Source organism: Streptococcus sp. HMSC062D07, assembly GCF_001814215.1.
Taxonomy (GTDB): Bacteria; Bacillota; Bacilli; order Lactobacillales; family Streptococcaceae; genus Streptococcus; species Streptococcus infantis_I.
In genome coordinates, this window is the sequence record NZ_KV815322.1 from 29,376 (window position 1) to 44,499 (window position 15,124).

Annotated in this window: 18 protein-coding genes; 14 read left to right on the forward strand and 4 right to left on the reverse strand. The window is 41.5% G+C overall.

All coding sequences use genetic code 11. From position 1 onward, the window contains the following. Positions 1–41: 41 nt before the first annotated feature. The gene (locus HMPREF2957_RS09465) at positions 42–500 is read right to left on the reverse strand and encodes a YSIRK-type signal peptide-containing protein (protein ID WP_070676973.1); all 459 of its coding nucleotides are present in this window, start codon (positions 498–500) and stop codon (positions 42–44) included. 269 nt (positions 501–769) lie between these two features. Beyond that, on the reverse strand, positions 770–1,486 hold the full coding sequence (locus HMPREF2957_RS00435; RefSeq protein ID WP_004250391.1) for a GntR family transcriptional regulator: 717 nt from the start codon (positions 1,484–1,486) through the stop codon (positions 770–772). A gap of 321 nt (positions 1,487–1,807) precedes the next feature. On the opposite strand from HMPREF2957_RS00435, the gene HMPREF2957_RS00440 reads away from it, so the two are divergent. From HMPREF2957_RS00440 to HMPREF2957_RS00470, 7 genes are all read left to right on the forward strand, one after another. Further along, positions 1,808–3,595 (forward strand): glycoside hydrolase family 35 protein, encoded by a 1,788-nt coding sequence (locus HMPREF2957_RS00440; protein WP_004250393.1) that lies wholly within the window; start codon positions 1,808–1,810, stop codon positions 3,593–3,595. Beyond that, positions 3,592–4,068: a PTS sugar transporter subunit IIB gene (locus HMPREF2957_RS00445; RefSeq protein ID WP_006155184.1), complete on the forward strand. Its 477-nt coding sequence runs from the start codon at positions 3,592–3,594 to the stop codon at positions 4,066–4,068. Before HMPREF2957_RS00440 ends, HMPREF2957_RS00445 begins: the two co-directional genes overlap by 4 nt. A gap of 26 nt (positions 4,069–4,094) precedes the next feature. Continuing rightward, positions 4,095–5,000 (forward strand): PTS mannose/fructose/sorbose/N-acetylgalactosamine transporter subunit IIC, encoded by a 906-nt coding sequence (locus tag HMPREF2957_RS00450; protein WP_016466413.1) that lies wholly within the window; start codon positions 4,095–4,097, stop codon positions 4,998–5,000. After that, on the forward strand, positions 4,987–5,808 hold the full coding sequence (locus HMPREF2957_RS00455) for a PTS system mannose/fructose/sorbose family transporter subunit IID (RefSeq protein WP_049496691.1): 822 nt from the start codon (positions 4,987–4,989) through the stop codon (positions 5,806–5,808). Before HMPREF2957_RS00450 ends, HMPREF2957_RS00455 begins: the two co-directional genes overlap by 14 nt. 3 nt (positions 5,809–5,811) lie before the next feature. Beyond that, positions 5,812–6,216 carry a PTS sugar transporter subunit IIA gene (locus tag HMPREF2957_RS00460; protein WP_000167445.1) on the forward strand — a complete coding sequence of 135 codons (405 nt, stop codon included), beginning with the start codon at positions 5,812–5,814 and terminating at the stop codon, positions 6,214–6,216. 219 nt (positions 6,217–6,435) lie between these two features. After that, entirely contained in the window at positions 6,436–7,599 is a 1,164-nt protein-coding gene (locus HMPREF2957_RS00465) for an SIS domain-containing protein (protein WP_070676974.1), read from the forward strand. Positions 7,600–7,612: 13 nt separating this feature from the next. Further along, positions 7,613–8,650 (forward strand): aldose epimerase family protein, encoded by a 1,038-nt coding sequence (locus HMPREF2957_RS00470; RefSeq protein ID WP_070676975.1) that lies wholly within the window; start codon positions 7,613–7,615, stop codon positions 8,648–8,650. Positions 8,651–8,692: 42 nt separating this feature from the next. Here HMPREF2957_RS00470 and rnjA read toward each other — a convergent pair whose 3' ends face one another. Next, on the reverse strand, positions 8,693–10,372 hold the full coding sequence (rnjA, locus tag HMPREF2957_RS00475) for a ribonuclease J1 (RefSeq protein ID WP_004250408.1): 1,680 nt from the start codon (positions 10,370–10,372) through the stop codon (positions 8,693–8,695). Position 10,373: 1 nt separating this feature from the next. Further along, entirely contained in the window at positions 10,374–10,607 is a 234-nt protein-coding gene (locus HMPREF2957_RS00480) for a DNA-dependent RNA polymerase subunit epsilon (protein WP_070676976.1), read from the reverse strand. Positions 10,608–10,877: 270 nt separating this feature from the next. On the opposite strand from HMPREF2957_RS00480, the gene HMPREF2957_RS00485 reads away from it, so the two are divergent. From HMPREF2957_RS00485 to HMPREF2957_RS00515, 7 genes are all read left to right on the forward strand, one after another. After that, positions 10,878–11,093: a hypothetical protein gene (locus tag HMPREF2957_RS00485; protein ID WP_070676977.1), complete on the forward strand. Its 216-nt coding sequence runs from the start codon at positions 10,878–10,880 to the stop codon at positions 11,091–11,093. A gap of 110 nt (positions 11,094–11,203) precedes the next feature. Further along, positions 11,204–11,887: a tRNA (adenosine(37)-N6)-threonylcarbamoyltransferase complex dimerization subunit type 1 TsaB gene (gene tsaB / locus HMPREF2957_RS00490; RefSeq protein ID WP_070676978.1), complete on the forward strand. Its 684-nt coding sequence runs from the start codon at positions 11,204–11,206 to the stop codon at positions 11,885–11,887. Then, on the forward strand, positions 11,884–12,321 hold the full coding sequence (gene rimI, locus HMPREF2957_RS00495; RefSeq protein ID WP_070676979.1) for a ribosomal protein S18-alanine N-acetyltransferase: 438 nt from the start codon (positions 11,884–11,886) through the stop codon (positions 12,319–12,321). Before tsaB ends, rimI begins: the two co-directional genes overlap by 4 nt. Beyond that, positions 12,311–13,321: a tRNA (adenosine(37)-N6)-threonylcarbamoyltransferase complex transferase subunit TsaD gene (tsaD, locus tag HMPREF2957_RS00500; RefSeq protein WP_070676980.1), complete on the forward strand. Its 1,011-nt coding sequence runs from the start codon at positions 12,311–12,313 to the stop codon at positions 13,319–13,321. Before rimI ends, tsaD begins: the two co-directional genes overlap by 11 nt. Before the next feature lie 66 nt (positions 13,322–13,387). Then, on the forward strand, positions 13,388–13,990 hold the full coding sequence (locus HMPREF2957_RS00505; RefSeq protein WP_070676981.1) for a hypothetical protein: 603 nt from the start codon (positions 13,388–13,390) through the stop codon (positions 13,988–13,990). A gap of 70 nt (positions 13,991–14,060) precedes the next feature. Next, positions 14,061–14,756, forward strand: coding sequence for an AzlC family ABC transporter permease (locus HMPREF2957_RS00510; RefSeq protein WP_148131961.1), 696 nt, complete (start codon positions 14,061–14,063; stop codon positions 14,754–14,756). Beyond that, positions 14,746–15,069: an AzlD domain-containing protein gene (locus HMPREF2957_RS00515; protein ID WP_070676982.1), complete on the forward strand. Its 324-nt coding sequence runs from the start codon at positions 14,746–14,748 to the stop codon at positions 15,067–15,069. The genes HMPREF2957_RS00510 and HMPREF2957_RS00515 overlap by 11 nt, the downstream gene beginning before the upstream one ends. The last annotated feature ends 55 nt before the right edge of the window (positions 15,070–15,124 follow it).

Genomic DNA, 15,124 nt, shown 5'->3' on the forward strand with positions numbered 1-15,124 from the left:
AAATAAAAAAGCGAGATTCAATCTCGCTTTTTTATTTGTGCTTAATCTTTTTTCTTGCTAAGTCCATAAGCTGTGAGTGCAGCCATCAAACCTGTAGCAATCAACCATTCTGAACCTTGACTTCCTGTTTCAGGAAGTTTATATTCTTTGGCTGAAGGAGCCTCAACTGTAGCAACTTTTTTATTTTCTACCTCTTCTGGTTCTGACTTCTTAGCTTCTCCAGTTACTTCTGATTTTGTTGGAGCTTCAGTATTTGTTACTGGAGCGACTGGAGACGCTTGAGCTACATTTTCTGTTGAAGGAGTAGTCTCGAGTTTTTCTTCACTCGTTGGTGGAGTGACTTCTCCAGTGGTTTGGACAGCAGGTTGATTCTCTGTTGTAGCAGGCACAACTCCGTCAGCAGCAATAGCTTGAGCCTGAAAGGCAAAGCCAATCAATACAGAAGCGGCCCAAATTGCATATTTACGAATAGAGAAGCGCTGTTTATTTTCTGGTTTCATTAAAAACCTCCCTTTTGAATTCTTTGATAACGTTTTCATACATTGATCCTATTGTATGTTCTTACTAAAATAAAGTCAAGTTTTTGAGGGAATTACTATAAAAAATAGAATAATTTATAAATTAAGATATATTTTTCTAATTTTGACTATTTTTTAGTAAAAAGGTTACTAATTATAGAATTGCTTGAAATGCTATTCTCAGGAAAGTGAGCTGATGCTATAATGGGTATATAAAAAACCTGAGACAGTCGCCTCAGGATTTTTAAAGATTAGTGGTCACGATCACAAGAAATGAATTTGATTTTGTAGAAATCAGATCGTTTATATGTCTCGATATATTCCAAAACTTGACCAGTTGCTTCAAGCTTAGTTGTCTTAGTTTGGAAAACAGTTGGGAAATGAGTGTCGATTCCTAATACAGAAGCGGCATGTTCTGGAGTTGGAAATACAATTTCATTAATTTCTTCAAAATGCTCATCATTCATGTGAATGTGGTAGTCCAATTTGAAACGAGTATAGATAGAACTATAGTATTCAAGATTTGGATAGTTGGCATTGATGTACTGTTCAGGAATGTATGAACTGTGATAGATATAGGTGATGCCATTTGTTTCACGAACACGTTCAATCTTGTAGTAGAATTGATCGCCACGTAGGCCGAGCTTTTCTAGATATTTAAGATCGTTCCCGCGTTCGATAGAAAGAACAGTTACCTTATCGTCTTTGGTCTCGAAGATTTCTACATCAGAAAATTCAACGAGTTTATGCTTGCGGGCACGAGCTACGAAAGTTCCTTTACCTTGTTGACGAACAATGTATCCGTCTTTAGCAAGATCATTCAAGGCACGAACCACTGTGATTGAGCTAACATCATACATGGAAATCAATTCTGCTTCAGTGTAGAATTTATCTCCACTAGCAAATTGACCAGAAATAATCTTGTTTTTCAATTCATCTTTAATATATTGATACTTTGGAATTGCCATAATTTCACCTCATTTTTTCCTTCTCCACCTATGATTTTAACATAAAATCGAAAAAAAGAGTAGAAAAGCGATGAAAAAATTTAAAATATCGGAATAAGAAATTAGGATACATATAAATAATTTGAGTTTTAATTCCTATTTTTGCTTTCTATTTAGAACGTTGATTTTATGGCATTTTGATATTTTTTAGAAAAAATTTAGTAAAAGACAGAAAATTTTTAAAGAAAATTTCAAAAAGTATTGACATTAATCCCCGATTAGTTTATAGTTGATATAACAACAAATGAAAGCGCAATCTTTTTCGTTTTCAGAGGAGGAAGAATGGCAAGATTTGAAATTAAAGATGATTTCTATCTGAATGGAAAACCATTCAAGGTTTTGTCTGGTGCCATTCACTATTTTAGAATTCCTGTGGAAGATTGGCATCATTCATTGTATAACCTCAAGGCTTTAGGTTTCAATACAGTTGAGACTTATGTCGCCTGGAACATGCATGAACCTGCTGAAGGAAAATTTAACTTTGAAGGTAATCTTGATTTAGAGAGATTTCTTCAAACTGCACAAGATTTGGGCTTATATGCAATTGTACGTCCTTCTCCATTTATCTGTGCAGAATGGGAATTCGGTGGTTTACCAGCATGGCTCTTGACCAAGGATATGAGAATTCGGTCATCTGACCCAGCTTTCATTGATATGGTTGGTCGCTACTATGATCAGTTGCTTCCACGTCTAGTTCCGAGATTATTGGAAAACGGTGGGAACATTCTCATGATGCAAGTCGAAAATGAGTACGGATCCTATGGCGAGGACAAGACCTACTTGAGGGAAATTCGACGTTTGATGGAAGGACGAGCAGTTACTTGTCCGCTTTTCACATCAGATGGACCATGGCGAGCAACTCTTAAGGCTGGAACCTTAATTGAGGATGATCTCTTTGTGACAGGGAACTTTGGTTCCAAGGCTACTTATAATTTCTCACAGATGCAAGAATTCTTTGATGAGCACGGCAAGAAATGGCCACTCATGTGTATGGAATTCTGGGATGGCTGGTTCAATCGATGGAAAGAACCAATCATCAAGCGTGAACCTGAGGAATTAGCAGAAGCTGTCCACGAGGTTTTAGAGCAAGGTTCTATTAATCTTTACATGTTCCACGGTGGGACCAACTTTGGTTTTATGAATGGTTGTTCAGCTCGAGGAACCATTGATTTACCACAAGTAACATCTTATGATTATGACGCTCTTCTTGATGAAGCTGGAAACCCAACTGCTAAATATTTTGCAGTCAAAGACATGATGGCGACTTACTATCCTGAGTATCCGCAATCTGAGCCACTTCACAAGGCAAGTATGGAAGTTGACGCGATTCCGCTAGTTGAAAAAGTTTCCTTGTTTGAAACCTTGGATAGCCTATCCAGTCCGATTGAAAGTCTCTACCCTAAGAAAATGGAAGAGTTAGGACAAGGTTACGGCTACCTACTCTATCGTACGGAAGCAAGTTGGGATGCGGATGAAGAACGCATTCGAATTATTGACGGACGAGATAGAGCTCAGCTCTTTATCGATGGTAAATGGGTGGCGACACAGTACCAAACAGAAATCGGTGAAGATATCTTTTATCAAGGTAAAAAGAAAACGCTATCCAATATTGATATACTTATTGAAAATATGGGGCGTGTCAACTATGGACACAAATTCTTAGCAGATACACAGCGAAAAGGAATTCGCACAGGTATTTGTAAAGATTTGCATTTCTTGCTCAACTGGAAGCAATATCCACTTCCTCTTGATAACCCAGAGAATATTGATTTCTCTAAGGGATGGACAGAAGGACAACCTGCCTTTTACGCTTATGACTTTGAAGTTGAGGCGCCAAAGGATACCTACTTAGACTTATCTGAGTTTGGTAAAGGGATTGCTTATATCAATGGACATCATCTAGGTCGCTTCTGGAATGTCGGTCCAACCTTATCTCTTTATATTCCACATAGCTATCTCAAAGAAGGTGCCAACCGCATCATTATCTTTGAAACAGAAGGGGAGTATAAGGAACACATACATTTAACTTGTAAACCTACACTAAAACTTATAAAGGGGGAAAACTTATGACAATTGTAGGATGCCGTATCGATGGGCGCTTAATTCACGGACAAGTCGCAAACCTTTGGTCTGCTAAACTTAATGTTTCACGTATCATGGTCGTTGACAATGATGTTGTGAACAACGACGTTGAAAAAAGCGGCTTGAAACTTGCAACACCACCGGGTGTAAAACTTAGTATTTTGCCAGTTGATAAAGCAGCAGCGAATATCCTTGCTGGTAAATACGATAGCCAACGTCTTTTGATTGTAGCACGCAAACCTGACCGTTTCCTCGGTTTGGTAGAAGCAGGTGTGCCACTTGAAACTGTCAATGTCGGCAATATGTCTCAAACACCAGAAACTCGCCCTATCACACGTTCTATCAACGTGGTAGATAAGGATGTGGAAGATTTCCGTAAATTAGCGGAAAAAGGTGTTAAACTTACTGCTCAAATGGTTCCAAATGATCCAGTTTCAGACTTTTTGAGCTTATTAAAATAGGAAAAAATTTTTAGGAGGTCATTGTTATGATACAATGGTGGCAAATTTTACTTCTCACTTTGTACTCAGCTTATCAAATCTGTGATGAGTTGACGATCGTTTCTTCTGCAGGTTCCCCTGTATTCGCGGGTTTCATTACTGGTTTAGTCATGGGAGATTTGACAACTGGTTTGTTTATCGGTGGTAGCTTGCAGTTGTTCGTACTTGGGGTAGGTACCTTCGGTGGTGCTTCTCGTATCGACGCAACTTCTGGTGCGGTTCTTGCGACAGCTTTCTCAGTTTCACAAGGAATCGAAACAGATCTTGCGATCACTACAATCGCTGTACCAGTAGCGGCACTTTTGACTTACTTCGACGTACTTGGTCGTATGACTACAACATTCTTCGCTCACCGTATTGATGCTGCGATCGAACGCTTTGACTACAAAGGAATCGAACGTAACTATCTTCTTGGTGCAGTTCCTTGGGCTCTTTCTCGTGCCCTTCCAGTCTTCTTCGCCCTTGCTTTCGGTGGAGAATTCGTACAAGGTGTTGTAAACCTTGTTAAAGAATACCAATGGGTTGCAGACGGTTTGACTCTTGCAGGTCGTATGCTTCCAGGTCTTGGATTCGCTATCTTGCTTCGTTACCTTCCAGTTAAACGTAACCTTCACTACCTTGCTATGGGATTCGGTTTGACAGCTATGTTGACTGTACTTTACTCAAACGTAACAAGTCTTGGTGGAGCAGTTGCTGGAATCATTGGCACTCTTCCTGCTGAAGTTGCTGAAAAAATTGGCTTTGTTAACAACTTCAAAGGATTGTCTATGATCGGTATCTCTATCGTGGGTATCTTCCTTGCAGTTGTTCACTTCAAGAACAGCCAAAAAGTTGCTGTAGCAGCACCTTCTACACCATCAGAAAGTGGGGAAATTGAAGATGACGAATTCTAATTACAAATTAACAAAAGAAGATTTTAATCAAATTAACAAACGTAGCTTGTTCACTTTCCAATTGGGATGGAACTACGAACGTATGCAAGCATCAGGTTACCTTTACATGATCTTGCCACAATTGCGTAAAATGTATGGAGATGGAACTCCTGAGTTGAAAGAAATGATGAAAGTTCATACTCAATTCTTCAACACTTCACCATTCTTCCACACAATTATCGCTGGTTTTGACCTTGCTATGGAAGAAAAAGATGGCGTTGGCTCAAAAGATGCGGTTAACGGTATCAAGACAGGTTTGATGGGACCATTCGCTCCTCTTGGAGATACAATCTTTGGTTCACTTGTACCTGCTATCATGGGATCTATCGCTGCAACAATGGCTATCGCTGGTCAACCTTGGGGTATCTTCCTTTGGATCGCAGTTGCAGTAGCTTATGACATCTTCCGTTGGAAACAGTTGGAATTTGCATACAAAGAAGGGGTTAACCTTATCAACAACATGCAAAGTACTTTGACAGCTTTGATTGAAGCTGCATCTGTACTTGGTGTATTCATGATGGGTGCTCTTGTAGCAACAATGATTAACTTTGAAATTTCTTACAAATTGCCAATCGGTGAAAAGATGATTGACTTCCAAGATATCTTGAACTCAATCTTCCCACGTTTGCTTCCAGCAATCTTCACTGCCTTCATCTTCTGGTTGCTTGGTAAGAAAGGTATGAACTCTACAAAAGCTATCGGTATCATTATCGTGCTTGCCTTGGCTCTTTCTGCTCTTGGTAAATTTGCACTTGGAATGGGCGCATAATTTATGACTAAATCATTAATTCTAGTGAGCCACGGTCGTTTCTGTGAAGAACTTAAAGGTAGCACAGAGATGATTATGGGACCACAAGACAACATTCATGCGGTTGCTCTTCTTCCAGAAGATGGACCAGAAGAATTTACTGCTAAATTTGAAGCTGCTGTTGAAGGATTGGATGATTTCCTAGTCTTTGCGGATCTTCTTGGCGGAACTCCATGTAACGTGGTGAGCCGTTTGATTATGGAAGGTCGTGACATTGAACTTTATGCAGGAATGAACCTTCCAATGGTCATTGAGTTTATCAATGCAAGCCTAACTGGAATGGATGCGGACTATAAGAGTCGTGCTTCAGAAAGCATTGTGAAAGTTAATGATTTATTGGCGAGCTTCGACGACGATGAAGATGAATAATACTCTTCAAAAATCAAATTCAAACCACGTCAGCTTCGCCTTGCCGTACTTGAGTACAGCCTTCGGCTAGCTTCCTAGTTTGCTCTTTGATTTTCATTGAGTATAAGATGTGATTGCGTTAAAACGTTAAATCATCTTATAGAAAATATACATGGGAATGGGAGCGACTCCCATTCCCATGTTTTCAATCATGAAACAATATTAGATTAGAGGTTTTCAATGCTAGATTATACAAAAGAAGATTTGCTTGAGTTGGGAGCAGAGATCACCACACGCGAAATTTACCAACAACCAGATGTTTGGAAGGAAGCTTTTGAATCATACCAAGCACGCCGTGATGAAATTGCAGCCTTTTTGCAAGGAATTGCAGATAAACATGACTATATCAAGGTTATCCTGACTGGTGCTGGAACTTCAGCTTATGTAGGTGATACCTTGGTTCCATACTTCAAGGAAGTCTATGACGAACGTAAATGGAATTTCAATGCTATTGCGACAACAGATATCGTTGCCACCCCACAAACCTATTTGAAAAAAGATGTGGCAACTGTTTTGGTATCATTTGCACGTAGCGGGAACTCACCTGAGAGTGTGGCAACAGTTGACTTGGCTAAGGCTTTAGTTGACGATCTTTATCAAGTAACGATCACTTGTGCGGCTGAAGGGAAATTAGCACTTCAAGCTCACGGTGATGATCGCAACCTCTTGCTCTTGCAACCGGCAGCTTCTAACGATGCTGGATTTGCTATGACATCAAGCTTTACTTCAATGATGTTGACAGCACTTTTGGTCTTCGATCCAACTGAATTTGCTGTTAAAGCTGAACGTTTTGAAGTGCTTTCTAGTCTTGCTCGTAAAGTTCTTGACAATGTGGCAGATGTGAAAGAGTTGGTTGACCTAGACTTTAACCGAGTGATTTACTTAGGTGCAGGTCCATTCTTCGGACTTGCTCATGAGGCACAACTGAAAATTTTGGAATTGACTGCTGGTCGGGTTGCGACAATGTATGAAAGTCCAGTCGGCTTCCGTCACGGTCCAAAATCTCTTATCAATGAAGATACTGTAGTTTTAGTTTTTGGTACTACAACGAACTATACTCGTAAGTATGACTTAGACTTGGTTCGTGAAGTTGCAGGGGACCAAATCGCTCGTCGCGTTGTTCTCTTGAGTGATCAAGCTTTTGGTCTTGAAAACGTTAAGGAAGTAGCACTTGGCTGTGGCAGTGTCTTGAATGACGTTTACCGTGTATTCCCTTATATTGTTTATGGTCAACTATTTGCTCTCTTGACTTCGCTTAAGGTTGGCAACAGACCTGATACACCATCACCTACAGGTACAGTAAACCGCGTCGTTCAAGGTGTTATTATTCACGAATTCAAATAATAAGGAGAAAAGGATGAAAACATACACAGAACGTGTATTTGGGAAAGTTGATGACAAGGATGTTGTCGCTTATCGCTTTGAAACAGAAGCAGGCTACCAACTAGAAATCATGACCTATGGTGCAACGATTCTACGCTATGTAACTCCTGATAAGGCTGGTAATTTTGCCAATGTTATCCTAGGTTTTGATGATTTTGACAGCTATGTAGGTAACAGTCCTAAACATGGAGCGAGTGTAGGTCCAGTTGCAGGTCGTATCGCAGGTGCGACATTCGAATTGAATGGGGAAACCTATGAACTCGAAGTCAATAACGCAAGCAACTGTAACCACAGTGGCTCAACAGGTTGGGATTCTAGTTTGTTTGAGCTAGTCGAGGTGAGCGACCATGGTTTGACTCTTTACACAGAAAGAACAGACGGTACAGGAGGCTTCCCAGGTAATCTTAAGATTTGGATTAGCTACAAATTAGAAGAAAATGGGGCCTACGAAGTTAGCTACAAGGTGACGACGGACCAGGATACCTTGGTCAATCCGACCAACCATAGCTACTTTAACTTGTCTGGCGATTTCACTCAGACGGTTGACCGCCATGTTTTCCAACTGAATACAGAAGGTATTTATCCAATCGCTCCTGACGGTGTCCCAGCTAAAGCTCCAGATGCTAATCGTGATGTGGTCAAACATATCTACAATGGCGCCTTGTTGAAAGATATCTTTGCAGAAGAAGATGAGCAAATCCAACTCGTATCTGGTTTGGACCACCCATTTGCTCTGCCTGCAGGACATGACAATGCTGGTTTCCTCTATGACCAAAATTCAGGTCGCTTCCTTCTCTTCAAGACAGAAGCACCTTGCTTTGTAGTTTACACCGCAAACTTTGTCGATGATAGTGTCATTATTGCGGGTCAGCCAATGATGCAGCACAATGGAATTGCTCTTGAAGCACAGGCTTTACCAGATGCTATTCACAGTGACCTGAAAGATCAAGTCATTCTAAAAGCAGGTGAAACTTTCACTAGCAAAACTCGTTACGAAATTGTCGTTAAATAATAAAAAATTCTCTGAAGTCATAGGATTTCAGAGAATTTTTTATTATTCTTCATCTGGTGTGAGAATCATCGGAATGATGATTGGTTCACGTTCAGTGTTTTCGTAAAGGAATGGTCGAATGGCGTTTACGATAGCACCATTGACAGATTGGACGCTGGCATCCTTGTTTTTCAAAGCGATACGAATAGCATTGAAAAGGATGCGTTGACTTTGACGGATCAAGTCGCCAGATTCGCGCATGTAGACGAAACCACGACTAAGGATATCTGGTCCAGAAATAATCATCTGAGACTCAAAGTCTACCGTTGCGACGGCAAGTACGACACCATCTTCGGATAGGTCTCGACGGTCTTTTAGGACTGCTGCTCCGATTTCACCGATTCGATTTCCATCGACGTAGATATCTTGAGCATTGAAATGACCAGCGATACGAGCAGAGTTTGCAGTAAGGGCAAGGACATCACCATTGCTCATGATAAAGATATTGTCTTTTTCAACTCCAGTATCTACGGCAAGTCCAGCATGGACTTTTTGCATGCGATATTCACCGTGAACAGGCATGAAGTATTTTGGTTTGATGAGGCGGAGCATGAGTTTTTGCTCTTGCTGACCACCGTGTCCAGATGTATGGATGTTGTTAATCTTACCATGGATAACTTCAACACCAGCTTCAGAAATGATGTTAATCAGCTTGTTAACGCTAGTGGTGTTTCCTGGGATTGGACTAGATGAGAAGATAACCGTATCGCCAGGTTGGAGTTGCACTTGACGATGGGTTCCGTTAGCGATACGAGAGAGAGCCGCCATAGGTTCACCCTGGCTACCCGTACAGAGGATAAGAATCTCACCCGCAGGGTAATCTTTGATTTCATTTGGTTCGATGAAGGTTCCCTTTGGCGCCTTGATGTAGCCAAGCTCGATTCCGTTAACAATAGCCTTTTCCATAGAACGTCCAAAGACAGCAATCTTACGCCCTGTTTTGACTGCGGCATCAGTCGCTTGTTGGAGACGGAAGATATTTGAGGCAAAGGATGCAAAGATGATACGTCCCTCTATACCTTGAATAATCTTCATAATAGACTGACCAACGACCTTTTCAGAGTTTGTAAAGGTTGGCACTTCAGCATTTGTCGAGTCAGAGAGTAAGCAAAGCACTCCGTCTTCACCTAGGGCTGCCATACGGTGCAAGTCTGCAGGTTCACCAACTGGTGTAAAGTCAAACTTAAAGTCACCGGTACAGACGATTTTTCCTTGAGGTGTATGGATAACAATTCCCAAAGGCTCTGGGATAGAGTGAGTAGTTCTAAAGAAAGTTGCTTTAAGATTTTTAAAGGTCAACTCAGTGTTGTGGTTGATTTCGTGAAGTGTAGCATTGCGCAAAAGGCCATGTTCTTCGAGTTTTCCACGGATTAAAGCGAGAGCTAGTGGACCTGCATAGATAGGTATATTTGCTTGCTTGAGCAAGAAAGGAATCCCACCAATATGGTCCTCGTGTCCGTGTGTAATCAAGAGAGCCTTGACGCGGTCGATGTTTTCGACAATATAAGAGTAATCAGGGATAACGTAGTCGATACCAAGCAAGTCATCCTCGGGGAATTTAATCCCTGCATCAACAATGATGATTTCGTCTTGGTATTCGATTCCGTATGTATTTTTACCGATTTCTCCTAGACCACCAATGGCAAAAACGCCCACTTCTTCTGGTTTAAGAGTATAGGCCATATTAGAACTCCGTAATTTCGAATGCGCCAGTTTCTTTTTCGTAGTCTAGCAATTTGTCAGACAAGAGCTCGATATATTCAACGTTGAATTCTGGACGATTTTCTTCCACAAGTTGGCGAGCAATGATGCGTCCCTCAAGTTCTGAGCTAGCATCGATATCTAAGTAGAGTGAGCGTGTTGTTTCACGACGTGGGCTACGGTCTTTTGTTTCTTGATAAAAAACTTTGTAAATCATTTGTTTCCTTTCTGTTTTCAGGTCAGCTGTATTCAAAAAATTACCAGCTTGAAGCTGTTTATTTCTATTTCAGTTTCTGTCTGGATTGACCTTGATTCGTTACAATTATCTCAATTATAACATAAAAAGGGGAATTAGTAAAAGCAGGAAACATGAAAGTAAGGAGCTTGGAATACGTTTCATTTTGCCATGTATAAGCATTTGAAACTTTAAGATGCAAGTGCTATAATAAAGTTATAAGAGACGTTTCCATATCAAGGAGGTTGCCCTATGTATAACTTATTTTCTTTTGCTATCGGAGTTCGTTTGGTAGCTTTTATGATTTTTGTTGCTTGTGTATACGGTGGCAATGTTTTGTATACTCTCCTAGAGAATCGAAATGCCAAACTCCTGTGGAAGATTGGCTTCGTGACTCTGTATTCGTTTTTCCTACTTCTCGTAACCTACGTGGTCTGGTTTGTATTTTACTTTGGCTTGAATACTTAAGTGCTTGTCTTGTCTATTTGGCAGGACATTTTTGTTTCAAAACAAAGAAAATTCCCTTGTGTCGGCTTTTGTAGTATAATAGTAAACAGACAAAAAGATAGGAATGTGTTATGAAAGTATTAGCTTTTGATACGTCCAGCAAGGCTCTGTCTTTAGCAGTTTTAGAGGACAAGCAGCTTCTTGCCGAGACCACGATTAATATCAAGAAAAATCACAGTATCACTCTGATGCCTGCCATTGATTTTTTGATGGCCAGTCTAGATTTGACACCCAAAGATTTGGATCGAATCGTGGTAGCAGAGGGACCGGGTAGCTACACAGGTTTGCGAATCGCGGTGGCAACTGCAAAGACCTTGGCTCATACCCTAAATATCGAGCTAGTTGGGATGTCTAGCCTTTTATCTCTGGTACCTAGCCAGCAGGAAGGTTTGGTTGTCCCCTTGATGGATGCGCGTCGTAACAATGTATATGCAGGGTTTTATGAAAATGCCCAGTCAGTCTTTCCAGAAGCTCACCTGTCTTTCGAGGAGGTCCTAGAGCAAGTCAAGGATGCCGACCAGGTAACCTTTGTCGGAGAAGTTGCCCCCTTTGTCGAGCAGATTCAAGAGCACTTGCCACAGGCTAACTATCAAGAAACCTTACCAAACGCAGCGAATCTAGCTCTTTGGGCCTGGGACAAGGAAGCAGACTCCCTGCACGATTTTGTGCCGAATTACCTCAAACGTGTCGAAGCTGAGGAAAATTGGCTCAAGAACCACGCCGAGTCTGGCGAGTCCTACATTAAACGCCTATGATAGAAATCAAACGAATCCAACAGCAACCTGACGTAGCACAAACTATCTATGAAGTGATGACGGATGTTTATCCCGTCAGTCCTTGGACGTTGGAACAAATCCAAGCAGACCTGTCTCAAGATCAGACTTGGTACGTTCTAGCTTATGATGGGGAAGAAGTGATAGGTTTTCTAGCAATTCAGGAGAATAACTTTGAAGCAGAAGTCTTGCAAATCGCTGTCAAGAAAGCTTATCAAGGTCAGGGAATAGCCTCAGACTTGTTTGCAACATTGCCGACAGACAGGGAGATTTTCCTTGAAGTCAGAAAGTCCAACCACCGAGCGCAAGCATTTTACAAGAAAGAAAAAATGGCAGTCATCGCTGAGAGAAAGTCCTATTACCATGATCCAGTTGAGGACGCCATTATCATGAAGAGAGAAATAGATGAAGGATAGATATATTTTAGCATTTGAGACATCCTGTGATGAGACCAGTGTCGCCGTCTTAAAAAACGATGACGAGCTCTTGTCCAATGTCATTGCTAGTCAAATTGAGAGTCATAAACGTTTTGGGGGCGTAGTGCCAGAAGTAGCCAGTCGTCACCACGTCGAGGTCATTACAGCCTGCATCGAGGAGGCACTAGCAGAAGCAGAAATTAGCGAAGAGGATGTGACAGCTGTTGCGGTTACCTACGGACCAGGATTGGTCGGAGCCTTGCTAGTTGGCTTGTCAGCTGCTAAGGCCTTTGCTTGGGCACATGAACTACCTCTAATTCCCGTTAATCACATGGCTGGTCACCTCATGGCAGCTCAAAGTGTCGAACCTTTGGAGTTTCCCTTGCTAGCCCTTCTAGTCAGTGGTGGACACACAGAGTTGGTCTATGTTTCTGAAGCTGGTGATTATAAGATTGTTGGGGAGACCCGTGATGATGCAGTTGGTGAAGCCTATGATAAGGTCGGTCGTGTTATGGGCTTGACCTATCCAGCAGGTCGTGAGATTGACGAGTTGGCTCATCAAGGTCAGGATGTGTATGACTTCCCACGTGCTATGATCAAGGAAGACAATCTGGAGTTTTCATTTTCAGGTTTGAAGTCTGCCTTTATCAATCTCCACCACAATGCCGAGCAAAAGGGAGAAAGCTTGTCCAAGGAAGACCTATCTGCCTCTTTCCAAGCAGCAGTTATGGATATTCTCATGGCAAAAACCAAGAGGGCCTTGGAGAAATACCCTGTTAAAACCCTAGTCGTGGCTGGTGGTGTGGCGGCCAATAAAGGTCTTAGAGAACGTTTGGCGGCTGAAATCACCGATGTCAAGGTTATCATTCCACCTCTACGTCTTTGCGGAGACAATGCAGGAATGATTGCCTATGCTAGCGTTAGCGAGTGGAACAAAGAGAACTTTGCAGACTTGGAACTAAATGCCAAACCTAGCCTCGCTTTTGATACTATGGAATAAAGAGTTAGCTCAGCGTTAACTCTTTTATCTTGGACAAATACGCGAGTTTTTTAGTATAGTAGAAATATGAGATTTAAAAAAATAATTAGTGTAGCACTTGCCCTAGTGGTATTGTTGCTGTCTCTGCTGGTTTTTCAGCTGTTTCAAAAGACGCAATTGGTCATGTTTGAAACTATTTCATTTAACATGCCCCTCGAATCCTTTGAAAAAGTGTTTGGAAAACCTCATGAAATAGTAGAAGAAACAGAAATAGGCTATCACAATCCTTGGCGTGCAAAAGATCCCTATCTCTATAAAACAGGGCGTCTTTTCTACGACTATGAAAATTTTAAATGGAAAGGTTATAGTGGTCGCGTGATCTTTACTTTTTCAAAATCACATCGTTTACAAGGGGCTGCGGTTTATTTCCCTGTGGCGTCCAAGGCTCAACAGAAGGAAGTGCTTTATAAGATAACCCAAGATATGAAAGCAGAAATTGAAGCTCTTCCAGATTACCAGTCCATGACCACTGATACGGTAGGGCTCTATGATGACGGTTATCGCTACAAGGTTAAACTGAAAGGGCAAAAGAGAGAGCTCTGGATTGATGTCTATCCCACAGAATATGAGGATGATGACAATCCTGAGAATAATCAATATCATATTCGAATCGATCAATCTCGATGCTAGTCGCCCTAGGGTTCTTGTTTTGAACGCTTTGTGACAATAGAATGATGTATTTGTAAGAATGAGGAGGTTTATGAAAGAAAAAGGATTTTGGGAGGGAGTACAGGCTGCGATGCCGACCGCTTTAGGCTATGTCAGTATCGGCCTTGCTTGTGGGATTATCGGTTCGCCCTACGTAACACCTGTTGAGATGGGCTTGATGAGTCTCTTTGTCTATGCTGGAAGTGCCCAGTTCGCTATGATAGCCTTGATAGCAGTTCAAGCGCCTGTGGCAGCCATTGCTATGACGGTCTTTTTGATTAATCTGCGTCTCTTTTTATTGAGTTTGCATGCGTCGACCTATTTCCGTCATACTAGTCTCTGGCATAATATCGGAATGTCTAGCCTCTTGACGGATGAGACATACGGGGTCTTGATGGGAGAGCTGATTCATAGGGACAAGGTCAATCCTATGTGGATGCACGGAAACAACCTTAACAGCTATCTAGCTTGGTTTGTGGGGACAGTTGTCGGAACTGCCTTAGGTGGCCTTTTGCCAAATCCTGAGATTTTCGGTCTTGACTTTGCCCTAGTCGGAATGTTTATTGGAATTTTTACATCTCAGTTTCAGATTATGCAAAGAAGAATTCCCTTGCGCAACCTCTTCATCATTTTAGGAGTTGTTGCCCTTTCCTTCTTTGTACTGTTGACAGTGGTGTCTCAGTCACTAGCTGTACTGTTTGCGACCTTGCTAGGTTGTACTATGGGGGTGATTTTGGATGGTCAGTAAGTATATTTTAATGGCAATTATCTTCTCTGGCTTGGTGACCTGGATTCCGAGAATGATTCCTTTCATACTTGCTAAGTACAAAGGATTGCCAGCAATCGTAGAGCGCTTTTTGAAATTCCTACCAGTCTCTATTATCTTTGCCTTGATTCTTTCAAGTGTGGTGACAGGAAAAATCGGAAGCTTACCACAGATAAAATGGTTAGACTTTCTAGCAGTCTTTCCGACAGCCTTTGTCGCCTTTCGTTACCGCAATCTGGTGGGGACGGTTATCTTTGGAGTGGTCTTGATAGCAGTCCTACGCTTGGTTTTTTAATCAGCCATAAAGAAAACCTATGGCAAATATAGAAATCATATAATGGCGCAATCCT

Coding starts and splice junctions, on each gene's coding strand:
- HMPREF2957_RS09465 (WP_070676973.1), bottom strand. CDS start 500: ATGAAACCAGAAAATAAACAGCGCTTCTCTATTCGTAAATATGCAATT.
- HMPREF2957_RS00435 (WP_004250391.1), bottom strand. CDS start 1,486: ATGGCAATTCCAAAGTATCAATATATTAAAGATGAATTGAAAAACAAG.
- HMPREF2957_RS00440 (WP_004250393.1), top strand. CDS start 1,808: ATGGCAAGATTTGAAATTAAAGATGATTTCTATCTGAATGGAAAACCA.
- HMPREF2957_RS00445 (WP_006155184.1), top strand. CDS start 3,592: ATGACAATTGTAGGATGCCGTATCGATGGGCGCTTAATTCACGGACAA.
- HMPREF2957_RS00450 (WP_016466413.1), top strand. CDS start 4,095: ATGATACAATGGTGGCAAATTTTACTTCTCACTTTGTACTCAGCTTAT.
- HMPREF2957_RS00455 (WP_049496691.1), top strand. CDS start 4,987: ATGACGAATTCTAATTACAAATTAACAAAAGAAGATTTTAATCAAATT.
- HMPREF2957_RS00460 (WP_000167445.1), top strand. CDS start 5,812: ATGACTAAATCATTAATTCTAGTGAGCCACGGTCGTTTCTGTGAAGAA.
- HMPREF2957_RS00465 (WP_070676974.1), top strand. CDS start 6,436: ATGCTAGATTATACAAAAGAAGATTTGCTTGAGTTGGGAGCAGAGATC.
- HMPREF2957_RS00470 (WP_070676975.1), top strand. CDS start 7,613: ATGAAAACATACACAGAACGTGTATTTGGGAAAGTTGATGACAAGGAT.
- rnjA (WP_004250408.1), bottom strand. CDS start 10,372: ATGGCCTATACTCTTAAACCAGAAGAAGTGGGCGTTTTTGCCATTGGT.
- HMPREF2957_RS00480 (WP_070676976.1), bottom strand. CDS start 10,607: ATGATTTACAAAGTTTTTTATCAAGAAACAAAAGACCGTAGCCCACGT.
- HMPREF2957_RS00485 (WP_070676977.1), top strand. CDS start 10,878: ATGTATAACTTATTTTCTTTTGCTATCGGAGTTCGTTTGGTAGCTTTT.
- tsaB (WP_070676978.1), top strand. CDS start 11,204: ATGAAAGTATTAGCTTTTGATACGTCCAGCAAGGCTCTGTCTTTAGCA.
- rimI (WP_070676979.1), top strand. CDS start 11,884: ATGATAGAAATCAAACGAATCCAACAGCAACCTGACGTAGCACAAACT.
- tsaD (WP_070676980.1), top strand. CDS start 12,311: ATGAAGGATAGATATATTTTAGCATTTGAGACATCCTGTGATGAGACC.
- HMPREF2957_RS00505 (WP_070676981.1), top strand. CDS start 13,388: ATGAGATTTAAAAAAATAATTAGTGTAGCACTTGCCCTAGTGGTATTG.
- HMPREF2957_RS00510 (WP_148131961.1), top strand. CDS start 14,061: ATGAAAGAAAAAGGATTTTGGGAGGGAGTACAGGCTGCGATGCCGACC.
- HMPREF2957_RS00515 (WP_070676982.1), top strand. CDS start 14,746: ATGGTCAGTAAGTATATTTTAATGGCAATTATCTTCTCTGGCTTGGTG.